Origin of the sequence: Sphingomonas sp. AOB5, assembly GCF_029433115.1 — a bacterium.
In the GTDB taxonomy this organism is placed as follows: domain Bacteria; phylum Pseudomonadota; class Alphaproteobacteria; order Sphingomonadales; family Sphingomonadaceae; genus Sphingomonas.
This window is the reverse complement of the sequence record NZ_JARNTV010000001.1, coordinates 54959-69393: the sequence shown is the minus strand read 5'-3', so window position 1 is coordinate 69393 and position 14435 is coordinate 54959. Positions and strand designations below refer to the sequence as shown.

14 protein-coding genes are annotated in these 14435 nt (G+C 66.2%); 12 read left to right on the top strand and 2 right to left on the bottom strand.

Annotated features, from left to right (window positions below; genetic code table 11):
• The first annotated feature begins 83 nt into the window (after positions 1 to 83).
• The 5 genes from sufC (at position 84) to P1X14_RS00360 (ending at position 4056) form a co-directional block, all read left to right on the top strand.
• Positions 84 to 827 carry a Fe-S cluster assembly ATPase SufC gene (sufC, locus tag P1X14_RS00380; protein ID WP_277313311.1) on the top strand — a complete coding sequence of 248 codons (744 nt, stop codon included), beginning with the start codon at positions 84 to 86 and terminating at the stop codon, positions 825 to 827.
• Positions 824 to 1921: a SufD family Fe-S cluster assembly protein gene (locus tag P1X14_RS00375; protein ID WP_277313310.1), complete on the top strand. Its 1098-nt coding sequence runs from the start codon at positions 824 to 826 to the stop codon at positions 1919 to 1921. The genes sufC and P1X14_RS00375 overlap by 4 nt, the downstream gene beginning before the upstream one ends.
• Positions 1918 to 3129, top strand: coding sequence for a cysteine desulfurase (locus P1X14_RS00370; RefSeq protein ID WP_277313309.1), 1212 nt, complete (start codon positions 1918 to 1920; stop codon positions 3127 to 3129). Before P1X14_RS00375 ends, P1X14_RS00370 begins: the two co-directional genes overlap by 4 nt.
• Positions 3126 to 3596 carry an SUF system Fe-S cluster assembly protein gene (locus P1X14_RS00365; protein WP_277313308.1) on the top strand — a complete coding sequence of 157 codons (471 nt, stop codon included), beginning with the start codon at positions 3126 to 3128 and terminating at the stop codon, positions 3594 to 3596. Before P1X14_RS00370 ends, P1X14_RS00365 begins: the two co-directional genes overlap by 4 nt.
• A 103-nt stretch (positions 3597 to 3699) precedes the next feature.
• Positions 3700 to 4056, top strand: coding sequence for an iron-sulfur cluster assembly accessory protein (locus tag P1X14_RS00360; protein WP_277313307.1), 357 nt, complete (start codon positions 3700 to 3702; stop codon positions 4054 to 4056).
• Here the strand turns inward: P1X14_RS00360 and P1X14_RS00355 are convergent.
• Complete coding sequence (locus P1X14_RS00355) at positions 4046 to 4558, bottom strand: CAP domain-containing protein (protein WP_277313306.1); 513 nt, start codon at positions 4556 to 4558, stop codon at positions 4046 to 4048. The genes P1X14_RS00360 and P1X14_RS00355 overlap by 11 nt on opposite strands.
• Before the next feature lie 42 nt (positions 4559 to 4600).
• Complete coding sequence (locus P1X14_RS00350) at positions 4601 to 5047, bottom strand: SRPBCC domain-containing protein (protein WP_277313304.1); 447 nt, start codon at positions 5045 to 5047, stop codon at positions 4601 to 4603.
• A 164-nt stretch (positions 5048 to 5211) separates the two neighbouring features.
• Here P1X14_RS00350 and P1X14_RS00345 point away from each other — a divergent pair, with 164 nt between their 5' ends.
• The 7 genes from P1X14_RS00345 (at position 5212) to P1X14_RS00315 (ending at position 14433) form a co-directional block, all read left to right on the top strand.
• Positions 5212 to 5679 carry a GreA/GreB family elongation factor gene (locus P1X14_RS00345; protein ID WP_277313303.1) on the top strand — a complete coding sequence of 156 codons (468 nt, stop codon included), beginning with the start codon at positions 5212 to 5214 and terminating at the stop codon, positions 5677 to 5679.
• A gap of 155 nt (positions 5680 to 5834) precedes the next feature.
• Positions 5835 to 8141 (top strand): TonB-dependent receptor, encoded by a 2307-nt coding sequence (locus P1X14_RS00340; RefSeq protein WP_277313302.1) that lies wholly within the window; start codon positions 5835 to 5837, stop codon positions 8139 to 8141.
• The gene (locus tag P1X14_RS00335) at positions 8138 to 9469 is read left to right on the top strand and encodes an MFS transporter (RefSeq protein ID WP_277313301.1); all 1332 of its coding nucleotides are present in this window, start codon (positions 8138 to 8140) and stop codon (positions 9467 to 9469) included. The genes P1X14_RS00340 and P1X14_RS00335 overlap by 4 nt, the downstream gene beginning before the upstream one ends.
• Positions 9466 to 11097 carry a carboxylesterase family protein gene (locus P1X14_RS00330; RefSeq protein WP_277313300.1) on the top strand — a complete coding sequence of 544 codons (1632 nt, stop codon included), beginning with the start codon at positions 9466 to 9468 and terminating at the stop codon, positions 11095 to 11097. Before P1X14_RS00335 ends, P1X14_RS00330 begins: the two co-directional genes overlap by 4 nt.
• The gene (locus tag P1X14_RS00325; protein WP_277313299.1) at positions 11094 to 12674 is read left to right on the top strand and encodes an AMP-binding protein; all 1581 of its coding nucleotides are present in this window, start codon (positions 11094 to 11096) and stop codon (positions 12672 to 12674) included. Before P1X14_RS00330 ends, P1X14_RS00325 begins: the two co-directional genes overlap by 4 nt.
• 54 nt (positions 12675 to 12728) lie before the next feature.
• Positions 12729 to 13406 carry a TetR/AcrR family transcriptional regulator gene (locus tag P1X14_RS00320; protein WP_277313298.1) on the top strand — a complete coding sequence of 226 codons (678 nt, stop codon included), beginning with the start codon at positions 12729 to 12731 and terminating at the stop codon, positions 13404 to 13406.
• A 124-nt stretch (positions 13407 to 13530) separates the two neighbouring features.
• Positions 13531 to 14433, top strand: coding sequence for an SDR family NAD(P)-dependent oxidoreductase (locus tag P1X14_RS00315; RefSeq protein ID WP_277313297.1), 903 nt, complete (start codon positions 13531 to 13533; stop codon positions 14431 to 14433).
• The last annotated feature ends 2 nt before the right edge of the window (positions 14434 to 14435 follow it).

Sequence of the window (14435 nt, the reverse complement as noted above, 5' to 3'; positions counted from 1 at the left end):
TTGCCCGGAGAACAGCTTGCGCAGCCGGACTTCAAGTCCGCCCAAATCATCGGACGCCGTGACGGCGGCCCCAAGGAATGAACATGCTGAAGATCGAAGACCTCCACGCCGAAATCGATGGCAAGGCCATCCTCAAGGGACTGACCCTCACCGTGAATGCGGGCGAAGTGCACGCGATCATGGGGCCGAACGGCGCGGGCAAGTCGACGCTGGGCTATGTGCTGGGCGGTCGCCCGGGATATGAAGTGACCGGCGGTTCGGTGACGTTCGACGGGATCGACCTGCTCGAACTGGGCGCGCATGAGCGCGCGGCCGCGGGCCTGTTCCTGGGCTTCCAGTATCCGGTGGAGATCCCCGGCATTTCCAACGTGCAGTTCCTGCGCGAGGCGCTCAATTCGCAGCGTCGCGCGCGCGACGAGGCGCCGCTGTCGGGTGGCGAGTTCCTCAAGCTAGCCCGCGCCCAGGCCGAGGCGCTGGGGATGGACATGGAGATGCTCAAGCGGCCGGTGAATGTCGGATTTTCGGGCGGCGAGAAGAAGCGCAACGAGATGGTGCAGATGGGGATCATCGACCCCAAGTTCGCGATCCTCGACGAGACCGATTCCGGCCTCGACATCGATGCGCTGAAGGCGGTGGGCGAAGGCATCAACCGCATCATGCGCGCGCCGGACAAGGCCGTGCTGCTGATCACCCATTACCAGCGCCTGCTCGATTATGTGCGGCCCGACGTGGTGCATGTGCTGGCCGATGGCCGCATCGTGAAGACCGGCGGGGCGGAACTGGCGCTGACGCTGGAAGCCGAAGGCTATGGGGCGGTGGCGGCGTGACCGAAGGCCTCGTCCTCGACGCGCCGATCAAGGAAGACTGGCGCTGGTTCGATGCCGCGCCGCTCGAGGCGCTGGCCGCATCGCCGCGCGGCGATGCGCCCGATATCGCGCATCTGTGGATCGATGTGCCGGGCCCGCGCCTGCTGTTCGTCGACGGTGTGTTCGATGCACAGGGCAGTGCACCCGGTCCGCTCGAGATTTCCGCGGCCCGGGTCAAGACCCGCGCCAATGCGTACACCGTCCGGGCCTGTGACGATGCGCAGGCGGGCTATGTGCTGCATCTCAGATCCCAGGCCGCGCTCGACGGTCCGATCCAGGTGATCCACGCCACCACTGGCGGTGTCGCGCATCTTTCGAACAAGATCGTGATGCAGTCCGACGCAGTCGCCTCGCTGGTCGAAACGCATGTCGGCACCGGCTGGAGCAATGCCAGCCTGTGGGTCGAGCTGGCCGAGGGTGCGCGGCTGATGCGTGCGGTGCGGGTCCTCAAGGATCGCGGCGCGCATACCGATTATGTGTCGGCGACGGTCGCCAAGGCAGCCAGCTTCACCAGCACCGCGCTGGTGGCCGGATGCCGCACCGCGCGGATCGAGGCGCTGGTGCTGCTGTGCGGCGAAGGCGCCTATGGCGAAGCCGGCGGCGCGCTGCTGACGCGCGGCGACGAGAATGTCGATAGCGCCACCGTCATCGACCATGCCTTGCCCGAAGGGACCAGCCGTCAGGTGTGGCGCGCGGTCGCGGCCGACCTGTCCACTGCCAGCATGGCATCGCGCGCGCAGGTTCGCCGCGATGCGCAGAAGACCGATGGCGAGCAGTCGCTGCGCGGCCTGCTGCTCAAGCGCACCGCGACGGTGAATCTGAAGCCCGAACTGGAGATCTTCGCCGACGATGTGAAGTGCGCGCACGGCGCGACCGTGGGCGAGCTGGACCGCAAGGCGTTGTTCTATCTGGAAAGCCGCGGCATTCCCGAACCGCGTGCGAAGGCGCTGCTGACCCATGCGTTCGTCGGCGATGCGCTCGACCGGATCGGCGACGAGACTGTGCGTGAGGCTTTCGCGGCGGATGCCGAGGCGTGGCTGGAGGCGGCGCTGTGAGCGTGGCCATCGACACCCGCCCGCTCGATCTGCTCGCCGATTTCCCGGCGATCCCCGAGGGTTGGGCCTATCTCGATACCGCGGCTACGGCGCAGAAGCCGAAGCCGGTGATCGATGCGATCCATCGCGGCTATGGCGAGACCTATGCCACGGTCCATCGCGGCGTCTATCAGCGCTCGGCCGACATGACCTATGCGTTCGAGGCGGCGCGTAACCGGGTGGCGAAGTTCATCGGCGGCAAGCCCGAGGAGACGATTTTCGTCCGCGGCGCGACCGAGGGGATCAATCTGGTCGCGCAATGCTGGGCGGGCACGCAGCTGAAGGCGGGCGACCGCATCCTGCTTTCCACGCTCGAGCATCATTCGAACATCGTGCCGTGGCAGATGGTCGCGGAGCGGGTGGGCGCGGAGATCGACGTGATCCCGCTGACCGCCGACCAGCGGATCGATCTCGACGCGATGGCGGCGATGCTGACCGAGCGGCACAAGCTGGTCGCGCTGGCGCATGTCTCCAACGTTCTCGGCTCGACGCTCGATGCGAAGCGGGCCGCCGATCTGGCGCATGCGGTCGGTGCGAAGTTGTTGCTCGACGGGTGTCAGGCCGTGCCGCGGATGGCCGTGGATGTCGCGGCGCTGGATTGCGATTTCTACGTCTTCTCGGGTCACAAGCTGTACGGCCCGACCGGGATCGGCGTGTTGTGGGGCCGCTACGAGCTGCTCGACGCGATGCCGCCTTATCAGGGCGGCGGATCGATGATCGACCGGGTGACCTTCGCCAAGACCACCTATGCGCCGCCGCCGGGCCGGTTCGAGGCGGGGACGCCGCATATCGTCGGCGTGCTCGGGCTGCATGCCGCGTGCGATTATGTCGACGGGATCGGGCTGGAGCGCATCCATGCGCACGAGACCGCGCTGGTGCGGATGACGCGCGAGGCGCTGTCGTCGATCAACAGCGTGCGGCTGTTCGGGCCGGAGGACAGCGCGGGCATCGTTTCTTTCGCGGTGGAGGGGGTGCATCCGCACGACGTCGCCACCATCTTGGACGAAGGGCAGGTCGCGATCCGCGCCGGGCATCATTGCGCACAGCCGCTGATGGACGTGCTGGGCGTGCCGGCCACCGCGCGGGCCAGCTTCGCGGTCTATAGCGGGCCAAGGGATATCGAGGCGCTGGTGAAGGGCGTCGAACGCGTAACGAGGATATTCGGGTGAGCGAACAACCCAAATTCGAAGTCGAGGAAGTCGAGTCGGTCGAGGCTCCGGCGAAGGCACGTGTCGACGATGCGAGCCCGCGCGAGACGTTCGAGCGCAAGCGCGACTATCTCGAAGGCTTCCTGTCGCAGAAGCCTGCTGCCGACCCGCAAGCGGGCGAGGGCGGCGCGCTGCAGGCGGCGATCGTCGATGCGCTGAAGGAAATCTACGATCCCGAGATTCCGGTGAACATCTATGATCTGGGGCTGATCTATGGCGTCGAGGTGACCGAGGACGGTCATGCGGTGGTGACGATGACGCTCACCACGCCGCATTGCCCCGTGGCCGAATCGATGCCCGCCGAAGTCGAGCTGCGCGTGGGTTCGGTGCCCGGCGTGGGCCATGCCGAGGTCAATCTGGTATGGGATCCCGCATGGGACCCGAGCAAGATGACCGACGAAGCCAAGCTCGAACTGGGCATGTTGTGAAAATATCCCCTCCCGCGAACGGGAGGGGTGAGGCGAGAGGTGTCGTCGGAGCGGCAACGCCCCAGCGACGGACCGGGTCTCGCCGGATTTTTGAGGACCGACCATGACCGAGATCAAAACCCGCGCACGTCCAGCCGCGCTGAATCTCACTCCCTCGGCCGAGGCGCGCATTGCCGACCTGATGTCGCGCGCGCCGGAGGGCACGGTGGGCGTCAAGCTCTCGACGCCGCGCCGCGGCTGTTCGGGGCTGGCCTATTCGGTCGACTATGTCAGCGACGCCAAGCCGTTCGACGAGCGGATCGAGACGCCGGGCGGCGCCTTCTTCGTCGATGGCGCGTCGGTGCTCTACCTGGTCGGATCGACGATGGACTGGGTGGAGGACGATTTCACCGCGGGCTTCGTGTTCAACAATCCCAACGCCAAGGGCGCATGCGGATGCGGCGAGAGCTTCACGGTCTGAACGGCTGATAGGCCTTCTGCCCCGCATAATTGCCGGGCGGGGAATAGCGGCACACCAGATAGTCCATCGATGCGCTGCTCGCGACGGCGCAGCCGACATCGGTCGTCGTCGACCAAACCATCTGGGTGTAATGGCCCACGTCCGACCATTTGCCGGTGGTGGAATTGTTGGGTGACGGCGCGTCGCGATAGTAACGTTTCTCGTCCAGCCAGGACTGCGCCATTTCGGCGAAGCGATAGGCGCCGCGTGTGCCGGCCCAAAGATTCTCGCCCTGATTGTTGCGTGCGGTCGAATGTTCGAAGCGGCCGGTGCGGGCCATCCATTCGGCATGCACCCGCGCATCGGCGACCAGCGCTTCGTTCCACTTCAACCGCGGTACGCCGAGCTGGCGCCGCTCGCCATTATGGACGGCAAGCATCGCGTCGCGCAGCGACGGCGATTGCGGCGGCACGGCGCCGGTCAGGGTCAGGAGCGCGGCAAGCGGGAACAGGAAGCTGTGCATCGGTGAAGGCTAACATCGCGGGGCCGGGAAAGGCCAGCGCGGTCAATCCTCGTCGTCGGGTCCGATCGTCGCCGCATAGGTTTCCAGCGCCACGAGCGAATCCTGCCAGCGCGCCAGTTGCAGGTCGCGCGCGGCTTCGCTGGGGAAGTTGCGATGGGTGATGGTGATCTCGGTCCAGTCGCCCAGCTTGAGCAACTGGATCACCAGCCGCGAGGGGCGGGCATTGTCGGTTTCCCAGTCGATGATCAGCGCTTCGCCGCGGATCACATCGCTGAAGATGCCGTAGGTGTCATAGCCCGGACCCTCTGCGGGGCGCACCGGCACCCAGAAGCGTCCGCCGGGTCGTGGATCGAGCTGCGCCATCATCGCGCGGCCCTTCGTCCCGCCCCACCATTGGCGGACATGATCGGCCTTGGTCCACAATGCGAACACGGTTTCGGGCGAAGCCTTGAGGCGCAGCAGCAGGGTGAGCCGCGGCGCGACGGGCATCAGCAGGCGCCGCCTGGCGGAAGGATCTGAAGCGAATCCGGTGCGTGCTGCATCGCAGCAGTATTCCTTCGCAAGCGCACAATATCAATATCCCTCTTGCCATGGCGTTTGAAGAATTGGCGCGGGCGCGGCAGAGATGGATTTTACAGCTTGGAATCAGAGTCATGAGTGTCGCGTTTCGCCGCGAAAGCGATGAGGAACACAAGGAGCCGAAGTTCGAACTGCCGCTGCCGGCCGGTCCGAACATGGTCACGCCGCGCGGACCCGCGCTGCTGGCGGCCAAGGTCGCGGAGATCGAAGCCGCGGTTGCGGCCGAAAGCAACGACGAGGCCCGCGAAGTGCTGAAGCGCGAATTGCGCTATTGGCACACGCGCCAGTCGACAGCGCAGGTTGCGCCGGTGCCCGAGGAGGATGTGGTCGCCATCGGATCGCGCGTGCGCATCCGGCTGGCGGGCAAGGAGCGGGTGATCGACATTGTCGGCCATGACGAAGCCGACCCCGCGGCGGACCGGATCGCGTTCCAGGCGCCGCTCGCCCGCGCGCTGATCGGCGCGGAAACGGGGGAGTTCGTCGCGTTCAACGGCAAGCCCGACGCCATCGAAATCCTGGCGAGCGAAGTGATTCCCGACTGACATTGCGGTGAAATTGCCGTTCCGGAGGCGTAACCAGCGCGGCCTCAAAGATATTCACACGCTTGATAGTGAGTGTTGACATTTGCCGCCCCGGCATGCAGCTTGACCCTCGTAGCGACCGGCATTCACGATCGGCGCTCGCTGGGAGAGAACGCATGAGAGCAATTCTTCTCGCGTCGGCTGCGGCCGGTGCCTTGCTCGTCACCGCCGCGCCGGCAATGGCGCAGGACTCCGCGCCCGCCCGGACGCAGGACCATGGCGAAGACAGCGCCGACAATCAGGAAATCATCGTCACCGCGACTCGCCGCGAAGAGCGGCTGCAGGACGTGCCGTTGAGCGTCACCGCCTTCACCCAGAAGGAAATGACCGACAAGGGTATCGTCGGCTATGAAGGCATCGCCCGCGAGACACCGGGTGTGGTGCTCAACCGCCCGACCCAGAACTTCAACAACTTCACCGCGCGCGGCATCGCGACCAACGGCTACAACGCCAATCTGCAAAGCTCGGTCGCGGTCTATATCGACGAACTGCCAGTCTCGACGATCGGCAACACCACGGTGGTCGATCCCAACCTGTTCGACGTCGAGCGCGTCGAGTTCCTGCGCGGCCCGCAGGGTACGCTGTTCGGATCGGGTTCGCTGTCGGGTGCGATGCGCATCCTGACCAAGAGCCCGAACCTCAACGATTTCGACTATGCGGCGCTGGCCGATATCGGCCTGACCGGTTCGGATTCGCTGCGCCAGCGCTATAACGTGATGGTCAACGTGCCGATCGTCAGCGACAAGCTCGGCATCCGCGCAGTCGGCTTCTATCGCAACGAGGAAGGCTATCTCGATAACGTCGGCACCGGCGTCCACAACTCGAACACGCTGATCGACTATGGCGGGCGGGTGATCGCGCTGTGGCGCCCGAACGACCGGCTCTCGATCCGCCTGCTCGGTTCGTACGAGAATAGCGATCCCAAGGATTCTTCGCTGACCTCGCCGTCGCTCGGCCGTGAGAAGCGCGTGTCGGACCAGCCGGACCGCTTCACCGGCAAGCAGACCGTGCTGAACGCGACGATCGAATATGATTTCGACTTCGCCCGGCTGACCAGCTCGTCGACCTATTCGGATTTCGACCAGCGCTTCTGGGTCGATCTGGCCGGCACCTTCCCTGCGGGCTCCTATGCCGGCGCGCCGATTGCCTTCGGTCTGGACGCCAACGGTTTCGACAAGGTGTTCGTGCAGGAGACCCGGCTGGTCTCGTCGTTCGATGGTCCGTTCCAGTTCGTCGTGGGCGGCTTCTATCTCAACCGCCGCCGCGACGTGGACTATTTCTACCGCTCGTCGCCCAGCTTCCTTGCGGCGCGCGGGCTGACCGGCCTGCCGGACCAGTATTACCAGAAGCAGTACACCCACTCGATCAGCGAGGAACTGGCGGGCTTCGGCGAGCTGACCTACCGCTTCTCCGACAAGTTCTGGCTGACCGGCGGCATGCGCTATGGCCGCACCTCGGCACAGGGCTTCACCGAGGCCGGGGGTTATCTCGCGACCGCGGGCGGCTTCAACTATTTCACCTATGCGCTGCTGGGCATTCCGGTGAACTTCAACACCTTCACCCCCTATGCCTATACCGAGGGCGTCAAGGCGACGGGTTCGAAGCCGTCGTGGAAGTTCAGCGCGACCTTCAAGCCGAGCGATACGGTCACCACCTATGCGACCTTCTCGACCGGCTTCCGCGCGCCGATCGTCAATGCGTTCGCCGGGCGGCCGAGCCTGGTCAATCCGGCCGACATCATCATCCCGAACGGTGCGTCCTCGGACGATCTGAAGAGCTATGAACTGGGCGCCAAGGGCCGCTTTGCGGACGGGCGGGTCAACATCAACCTGGCCTTCTACCTGATCGACTGGAGCAACATCCAGGCGCAGGCCAACCGCGTGTCGGACTCGGTCCAGTTCGCCACCAATATCGGCGCGGCGCGCAGCAAGGGCTTCGAAGTCGAGATGAGCGTGGTGCCGACCACCGGGCTGCTGATCGGCTTCAACGGTTCGTACAACGACTCCAAGATCACCAAGCTTTCGCCCACCGAAGCGGCGATCTCGGGCGCGGTGCTGGGCCATCGCCTGTCCGCACCACGGCTTCAGGGATCGATGTACATCGCCTACACGTTCGACATCGGCAGCGATGCGAAGGGCACGCTGGCGATCAACGGCCAGCATGTCGGATCGTACAACAGCTCGTTCCCGAACACGCCGGGCGCGCCGACCGTCCGTCTGTCGACCTTCGGGGTGACCGACGAGTATAACAACGTCAACCTGAGCTTCGGCGTGAAGAAGGGGGCGTGGTCGGGTCAGCTCTATGTCGAGAATGTCTTCGACGATCACTCGGTCACCTATATCCATCCGGAGGCATTCCTGGTGAGCCGCTTCGGCACCATGCGTCCGCGCACCTTCGGCATCCGCCTGGGTTACGGCCTGTGAGCGGGCCGGCCGATCCGATCGCTGCTGCACCCGCGGCCGGATCGGCCGGACGGCCGGCGCAACCCGGCCCCCGGGCCGGCTTCGTGCTTGGCATGCTCTGCTTCGTCTATGTGCTGAATTTCCTCGATCGCCAGCTGATCGGGATTCTGGCCAAACCGATCCAGGATTCGCTGGGCGTGACCGATGGTCAGCTCGGGCTGATCGGCGGCCTGTATTTCGCGATGTTCTATTGCTTCATCGCCATCCCCGTCGGCTGGTTCGCCGACCGGACCAACCGGGTCGGCGTGCTGTCGCTGGCCTGCGCGATCTGGAGCGGGGCGACCGTCGCCTGCGGACTGGCGTCGAACTATACCCAGCTGGTCGTCGCGCGGATGATGGTCGGCTTCGGCGAGGCGGGCGGCGTGCCGCCTTCCTATGCGATCATCACCGACACCTATCCGCCCGGCAAGCGTGCCGCGGCGCTGGGCATCTTCAACCTCGGCCCGGCGATCGGCGCGGCGGCGGTCGTGGCGATCGGCGCGGCGATCGCCGAGACCTATGGCTGGCGCATTCCCTTCATCGTCGTCGGCGCGATCGGCATCGTCACCGCGCTGGCGGTGTGGCTGCTGGTGCGCGAGCCCGAGCGCGGCGCGACCGATCCGGTACCCAAGGCGGCGACCGCGGAGAAGGCCGCATTCTGGCCCACGGTCGGCATGTTCCTGTCCAATCCGATCCTGATGCTCGCGGCACTGGGCAGCGGCGCGACGCAGTTCGTCACCTATGGCTTGGGCAATTTCGCCGTGCTGTTCCTGATGCGCGAAAAGGGCATGGTCTTCAGCGAAGTCGCGGTCTGGTATGCGCTGGTGCTGCTGGTCGGCATGGGCGGCGGCATGGTCGTTTCGGGCCGGGTGATCGACTGGATGACGAAGCGGTCGCGCGCCGGATATGCGATGGCACCCGCGCTGTCGCTGGCGGTGGCGATGCCCTTCTATCTCGGCTTCGTCTGGGCGCCGGGCTGGCCGCTGGCGCTGGCGCTGCTCGCCGTCGTGATGGTGTTCAACTATTTCTACCTCTCCGCGTCGGTGGCGCTGGTGCAGGAAGAGGTGAAGCCCAACCAGCGCGTGCTGGCGGGTGCGCTGTTGCTGCTGATCATGAACTTCATCGGTCTGGGCCTCGGCCCGACCTGGGTCGGCTTTGCGAGCGACTGGTTCAAGTCGATGGGCAATCCCCATGGGCTGCAGACCGCGCTCTACACGCTGACGCCCTTCTACCTCGTCGCAATCGCTCTCTTCCTCTGGCTCGCGCGGATTCTGCGGCGCGAGGCCGGTACCAGGCAGGTGTCCGTATGAAGCTGCTTCTCGCTGCCGCGCTGGCGGCATCCATGACCGTTCCCGATCTGGCGGCAGCGCAGGCGCCCGTCGTCGCGGCGCCCGCGGGCAAGCTGCGCGGTGAGGCGGCGAACGGGATCAACAGCTTCAAGGGCATTCCCTATGCGCTGCCGCCGGTCGGCCGCCGCCGCTGGACGCCGCCGGTGGCGATGCCTGCCTGGAAGGGCGAGCGGGCGGCGAGCGATTATGGCCCGGCCTGCATGCAGGCCCGGCCGCGGGTGCAGAGCATCTATTCGCAGACCTATCCCGCGATGAGCGAGGACTGCCTGTCGCTCAATATCTGGATGCCGGCGGACGCGAAGAATGCCCCGGTCTTCTTCTGGATCCATGGCGGCGCGCTGTCGGGCGGATCGAGCCGCGAGAGCCTGTATGACGGCGCGGCGCTGGCGAAGAAGGGCGTGATCGTCGTTTCGATCAACTACCGGCTGGGCGTGCTCGGCTATATGGCGCACCCCGAGCTGAGCAAGGAATCGGCGCACGATATCTCGGGCAATTACGGCCTGCTCGATCAGATCGCGGCGCTGCAATGGGTGCGCAAGAATATCGCTTCGTTCGGCGGGGATCCCGCCAACGTCACCATAGCCGGGGAGTCGGCGGGCGGCCTGAGCGTGATGTATCTGATGGCCTCGCCGCGCGCGAAGGGGCTGTTCGCCAAGGCGATCGCGCAGAGCGCGTACATGATCTCGACCCCGCAGCTGCGGAACTCGCCGCATGGCGATATCCCGGCCGAGGGCGTCGGCTATTATCTGATGGGCAAGCTGGGCGCGGAGAATATCGCCGCGATGCGCGGTATCGATGCCGAGGCGCTGATCACGGCGGCGGGTGCCGCGGGCTATGCGCCCTGGGGCACGGTCGACGGGAAGATCCTGCCGCGCCAGCTGGTCGATACCTTCGATCGCGGCGAGCAGGCGCGCGTGCCGATGATCGCCGGGTTCAACAGCGGCGAGATCCGTTCGCTGCGCATGCTGATGGCGCCGATGCCTGCCGATGCCGCGGCATACGAGACGCAGATCCGCGCGCGCTATGGCGATCTGGCCGATGATTTCCTTAAACTCTATCCGTCCAGCGACCTGCCCGGCAGCATGCTCGCCATCCCGCGCGATGCGCTGTATGGCTGGACGTCGGAACGGCTGGTGGCGCGGCAGACCGCGCTTGGCCTGCCGGCATTCCTCTATTATTTCGACCATGGCTATCCGGCCGCGGATGCGCTGGACCTGCACGCATTCCATGCCGCCGAGCTGCCGTACATGTTCGGCAATCCCGGCCGCACGCCGCCCAACTGGCCGAAGATCCCGGACACTGCGGCGGAAGCGAAGCTCTCCGACGCGATGATGGATTACTGGGTGTCGTTCGCGCGTGACGGTGTGCCCGCGGCTGCCGGATCGGCGCGCTGGTCGGCCTATGGGTCGGACCGGGCGTACATCACCTTTGCCGGAACGCCGAAGGAAGGCACGCGCCTGCTGCCCGGCATGTACGAGCTGATGGAGCAGCTGATCTGCCGCCGCCGTGCCAAGGGCGGTGTGCCGTGGAACTGGAATTACGGGCTGCTTGCCCCGCCGATCCCCGAGCCGGTGGCGTCGTGCCGATGATCGACGGCAGCATGCAGTCGTTCGCGCTGACGCTCGACAAGTTTCTCGAACACGCCGCCAAATGGCACCCACGCGCCGAAGTGGTCACTGCGCGCGAGGGCGGGCGGATCGAGCGGATCGGCTATGCGGACCTGATGGCGCGCAGCAAGCGCGTGTCTGTGGTGCTGGAAAGCTTCGGCACGCGCCGCGGCGACCGGGTCGCGACGCTCGCCTGGAACAGCCAGGCGCATGTCGAGGTGTGGTACGCGATCATGGGCATTGGCGCGGTGTGCCATACGCTCAACCCGCGGCTGACCGGGGCGCAGCTGGCGTCGATGGCGGCGCAGTCGCAGGTCCGCACGCTGGTGGTGAGCGCCGATCTGGTGCCGCTGGCGCGCGAGATTGCCGAGCGGGTCTCCGCGATCACGCAGATACTGGTGATCGACGCGCCGGGCGATTTCGTGCCCGCCGCCAATGTCCGTCCGCTCGAGCCGCTGATCGCCGAAGCCGATTGCGACATTGTCTGGGGCGAGTTCGATGAGACCGCGCCTTCGGGCCTGTGCTTCACCTCGGGCACCACCGGTGCGCCGAAGGGCGTCACCTACACGCATCGTTCGAGCTATCTCCACACGCTGCGGTTGTTGCAGACCGATGTGATGGCGGTCTCGGGCATGGACGCGGTGCTGGTCGTCGTGCCGATGTTCCATGCCAATGCCTGGGGCCTGCCCTTCGCGGTGCCCGCTGTTGGCGGCAAGCTGGTGCTGCCCGGGCGGCAGGCCGATGGCGCGAGCCTGGCCAAGCTGATCCGCGCCGAGGACGTGACCGTCGCGGTCGGCGTGCCGACGGTGTGGCTCGGGCTGATCGAGCATCTCGAAGCGACCGGCGGCGACGTGCCGTCGCTCAAGCGGATCATCATGGGCGGCGCGCCGCTGCCGCCCGCGTTGATCGACCGGATCGAGTCGCGGCTGGGCGTGAAGATCCAGACGAGCTGGGGCATGACCGAGCTTTCGCCCTCGGGCACCGTTTCGCCGCCGGGCGATACCGGGCGTTCGGCCGCGCTGTCGGGCCGGCCCGCAATCGGCGTCGACCTGTTGCTGACCGATGCGGACGGCGTGGCGCTGCCCGAGCAGCGCGATGTCGAAGGGCATTTGCGGGTGCGCGGTGCGGCGGTGATCGATCGCTATTTCGGGCATGACGAAAGCGCGCTGGATGCGGATGGCTGGTTCGGCACCGGCGACCTCGCGCGGATCGACGGGCACGGCAATCTGATCATCACCGGGCGCGCCAAGGACCTGATCAAGTCGGGCGGCGAATGGATCAATCCGGCCGAGATCGAGGCGGTGGTCGGTGCGTTGCCCGAAGTGTCGCTGGCGGCGGTGATCGGCCGGGCCGATGCCAAATGGGGCGAGCGGCCGATCCTGCTGGTCGAGACGCGCGGCGAGGAGGCGATCAGCGACGAGGCGCTGCTGGCGCCGCTTCAGGCCCGGTTCGCGCCGTGGTGGATCCCCGACGCCATCTATCGCCTGCCCAACATGCCTCTGGCGTCGACGGGCAAGATCGACAAGATGCGTCTGCGATCCGAATATAGTGAAGGCTGAGCGCGGAACCGGCCGCGACGTCCGCCACCGAAAGGCTGTTTAGTGCCCGAAACCGTGACTCCCCGCCGTCGCACCACCAAGGCGGAACAGCGCGCCGAGATGATGGAGCAGATCCTCGACGCGGCGGAATATCTGTTCTCGAAGCACGGGCTGTACGGCGTCACGCTGAAGGACGTGGCGAAGCGGGTGGGCGTGCATCACACGCTGCTCAACTATTATTTCGAGGACAAGAAGAAGCTGTTCGACGCGGTGTTCGCGCGGCGTGCGGTCGTCACCAGCGAGCGGCGGATGAAGGCGCTCGACGAATATGAGGCGGCGACCCGGGGCAAGCCGACCGTCGAGGGCGCGCTGCGCGCCTTTCTCGATACCGATCTCGATCTCTATATCGAGGGCGGCGAGGGCTGGAAGAACTACGCCGCACTCGGCGCGCAGGTGGCGAACGCACCCGAATGGGGCGCCGACCTGATGGACGAGCATTTCGATCCGGTCGTGTTGCGGCTGATCGAGCTGCTGAAACGCGCGCTGCCCGATTGCAGCGAAGCCGATGTCTTCTGGGGCTATCACTTCGTGACCGGCGCGCTGATGCTGACGCTGGCGCGGACCGGGCGTATCGACAAGCTGTCGGGCGGGCTGTGCCGGTCGGACGATTTCGTCGCGGTGAAGGACCGGATGGCGTCGTTCATGGCCGCGGGTTTCCTGGCGGTTTGCGCACAGCGGGCCGCGAACGGCTGAACGTGGCGAACATCGCCTAGGCCAAAGCACGATCAGAAAACTAACTCACTTGTGAGTGAATTCAACTTTGGCTAGTCGCATATTGCCTGCCGGGATGGGGCAGGCGGGATGGGAGAGAAGTCTGATGTCGCTCGAAACCGCAGCGCCGCTGAATGGCCGTATCGCAATCGTGACCGGAGCCGGGGGCGGGCTGGGCCGCTGCCATGCGCTGTTCCTGGCGCGTCAGGGCGCGAAGATCGTCGTCAACGATTTGGGCATCGAAGCGGCGCAGGCCGTGGCGGACGAGATCGTGGCAGCGGGCGGCGAAGCGATTGCCGCCGCCGGGTCGGTGACCGACGAAGCCGCCGTCGCGGCGATGGTGGCGGACACGATGGCGCGCTGGGGCCGGATCGATATCCTGATCAACAATGCAGGCATCCTGCGCGACAAGAGCTTTGCGAAGATGAGCCTCGACGATTTCCGGCTGGTGGTGGACGTGCACCTGATGGGCGCGGCGATCTGCACCAAGGCGGTGTGGGAGATCATGCGCGCGCAGAATTACGGGCGCATCGTGATGACCACTTCGTCATCGGGCCTGTACGGCAATTTCGGCCAGGCGAATTACGGCGCGGCGAAGATGGCGCTGGTCGGGCTGATGCAGACGCTGGCGATCGAAGGCGAGAAATACGGCATCCGCGTGAACTGTCTGGCGCCGACTGCGGCGACCGGCATGACCGAGGGCGTGCTGTCCGGCGCCAGCCTCGAACTGCTCGATCCGTCGCTGGTGAGCCCGGGCCTGCTGGCGCTGACCGGCGAGGAAGCGCCGACCCGCGCAATCCTGTGCGCCGGTGCCGGCCATTTCGCGACCGCGAGCGTGACCTTGTCGAATGGCGTGTATCTCGGCGCGGGCGATCAGGCGGGCGCGGCGCTGGTCGCTTCATGGGACTCGGTGTCGGATCGCAGCGGCGAGATCGTGCCGGACTATGGCTTCACCCAGTCCGAGCGCGAGCTGGCGAGTGCAGGCGCCGCGGTAACCGCCGACGCCTGAGC

What these genes read in the sequence shown, in the direction of transcription:
- sufC (WP_277313311.1), top strand. Translation starts at nt 84, where the DNA reads ATGCTGAAGATCGAAGACCTCCACGCCGAAATCGATGGCAAGGCCATC.
- P1X14_RS00360 (WP_277313307.1), top strand. Translation starts at nt 3,700, where the DNA reads ATGACCGAGATCAAAACCCGCGCACGTCCAGCCGCGCTGAATCTCACT.
- P1X14_RS00355 (WP_277313306.1), bottom strand. Translation starts at nt 4,558, where the DNA reads ATGCACAGCTTCCTGTTCCCGCTTGCCGCGCTCCTGACCCTGACCGGC.
- P1X14_RS00350 (WP_277313304.1), bottom strand. Translation starts at nt 5,047, where the DNA reads ATGCCCGTCGCGCCGCGGCTCACCCTGCTGCTGCGCCTCAAGGCTTCG.
- P1X14_RS00345 (WP_277313303.1), top strand. Translation starts at nt 5,212, where the DNA reads ATGAGTGTCGCGTTTCGCCGCGAAAGCGATGAGGAACACAAGGAGCCG.
- P1X14_RS00340 (WP_277313302.1), top strand. Translation starts at nt 5,835, where the DNA reads ATGAGAGCAATTCTTCTCGCGTCGGCTGCGGCCGGTGCCTTGCTCGTC.
- P1X14_RS00330 (WP_277313300.1), top strand. Translation starts at nt 9,466, where the DNA reads ATGAAGCTGCTTCTCGCTGCCGCGCTGGCGGCATCCATGACCGTTCCC.
- P1X14_RS00325 (WP_277313299.1), top strand. Translation starts at nt 11,094, where the DNA reads ATGATCGACGGCAGCATGCAGTCGTTCGCGCTGACGCTCGACAAGTTT.
- P1X14_RS00315 (WP_277313297.1), top strand. Translation starts at nt 13,531, where the DNA reads ATGTCGCTCGAAACCGCAGCGCCGCTGAATGGCCGTATCGCAATCGTG.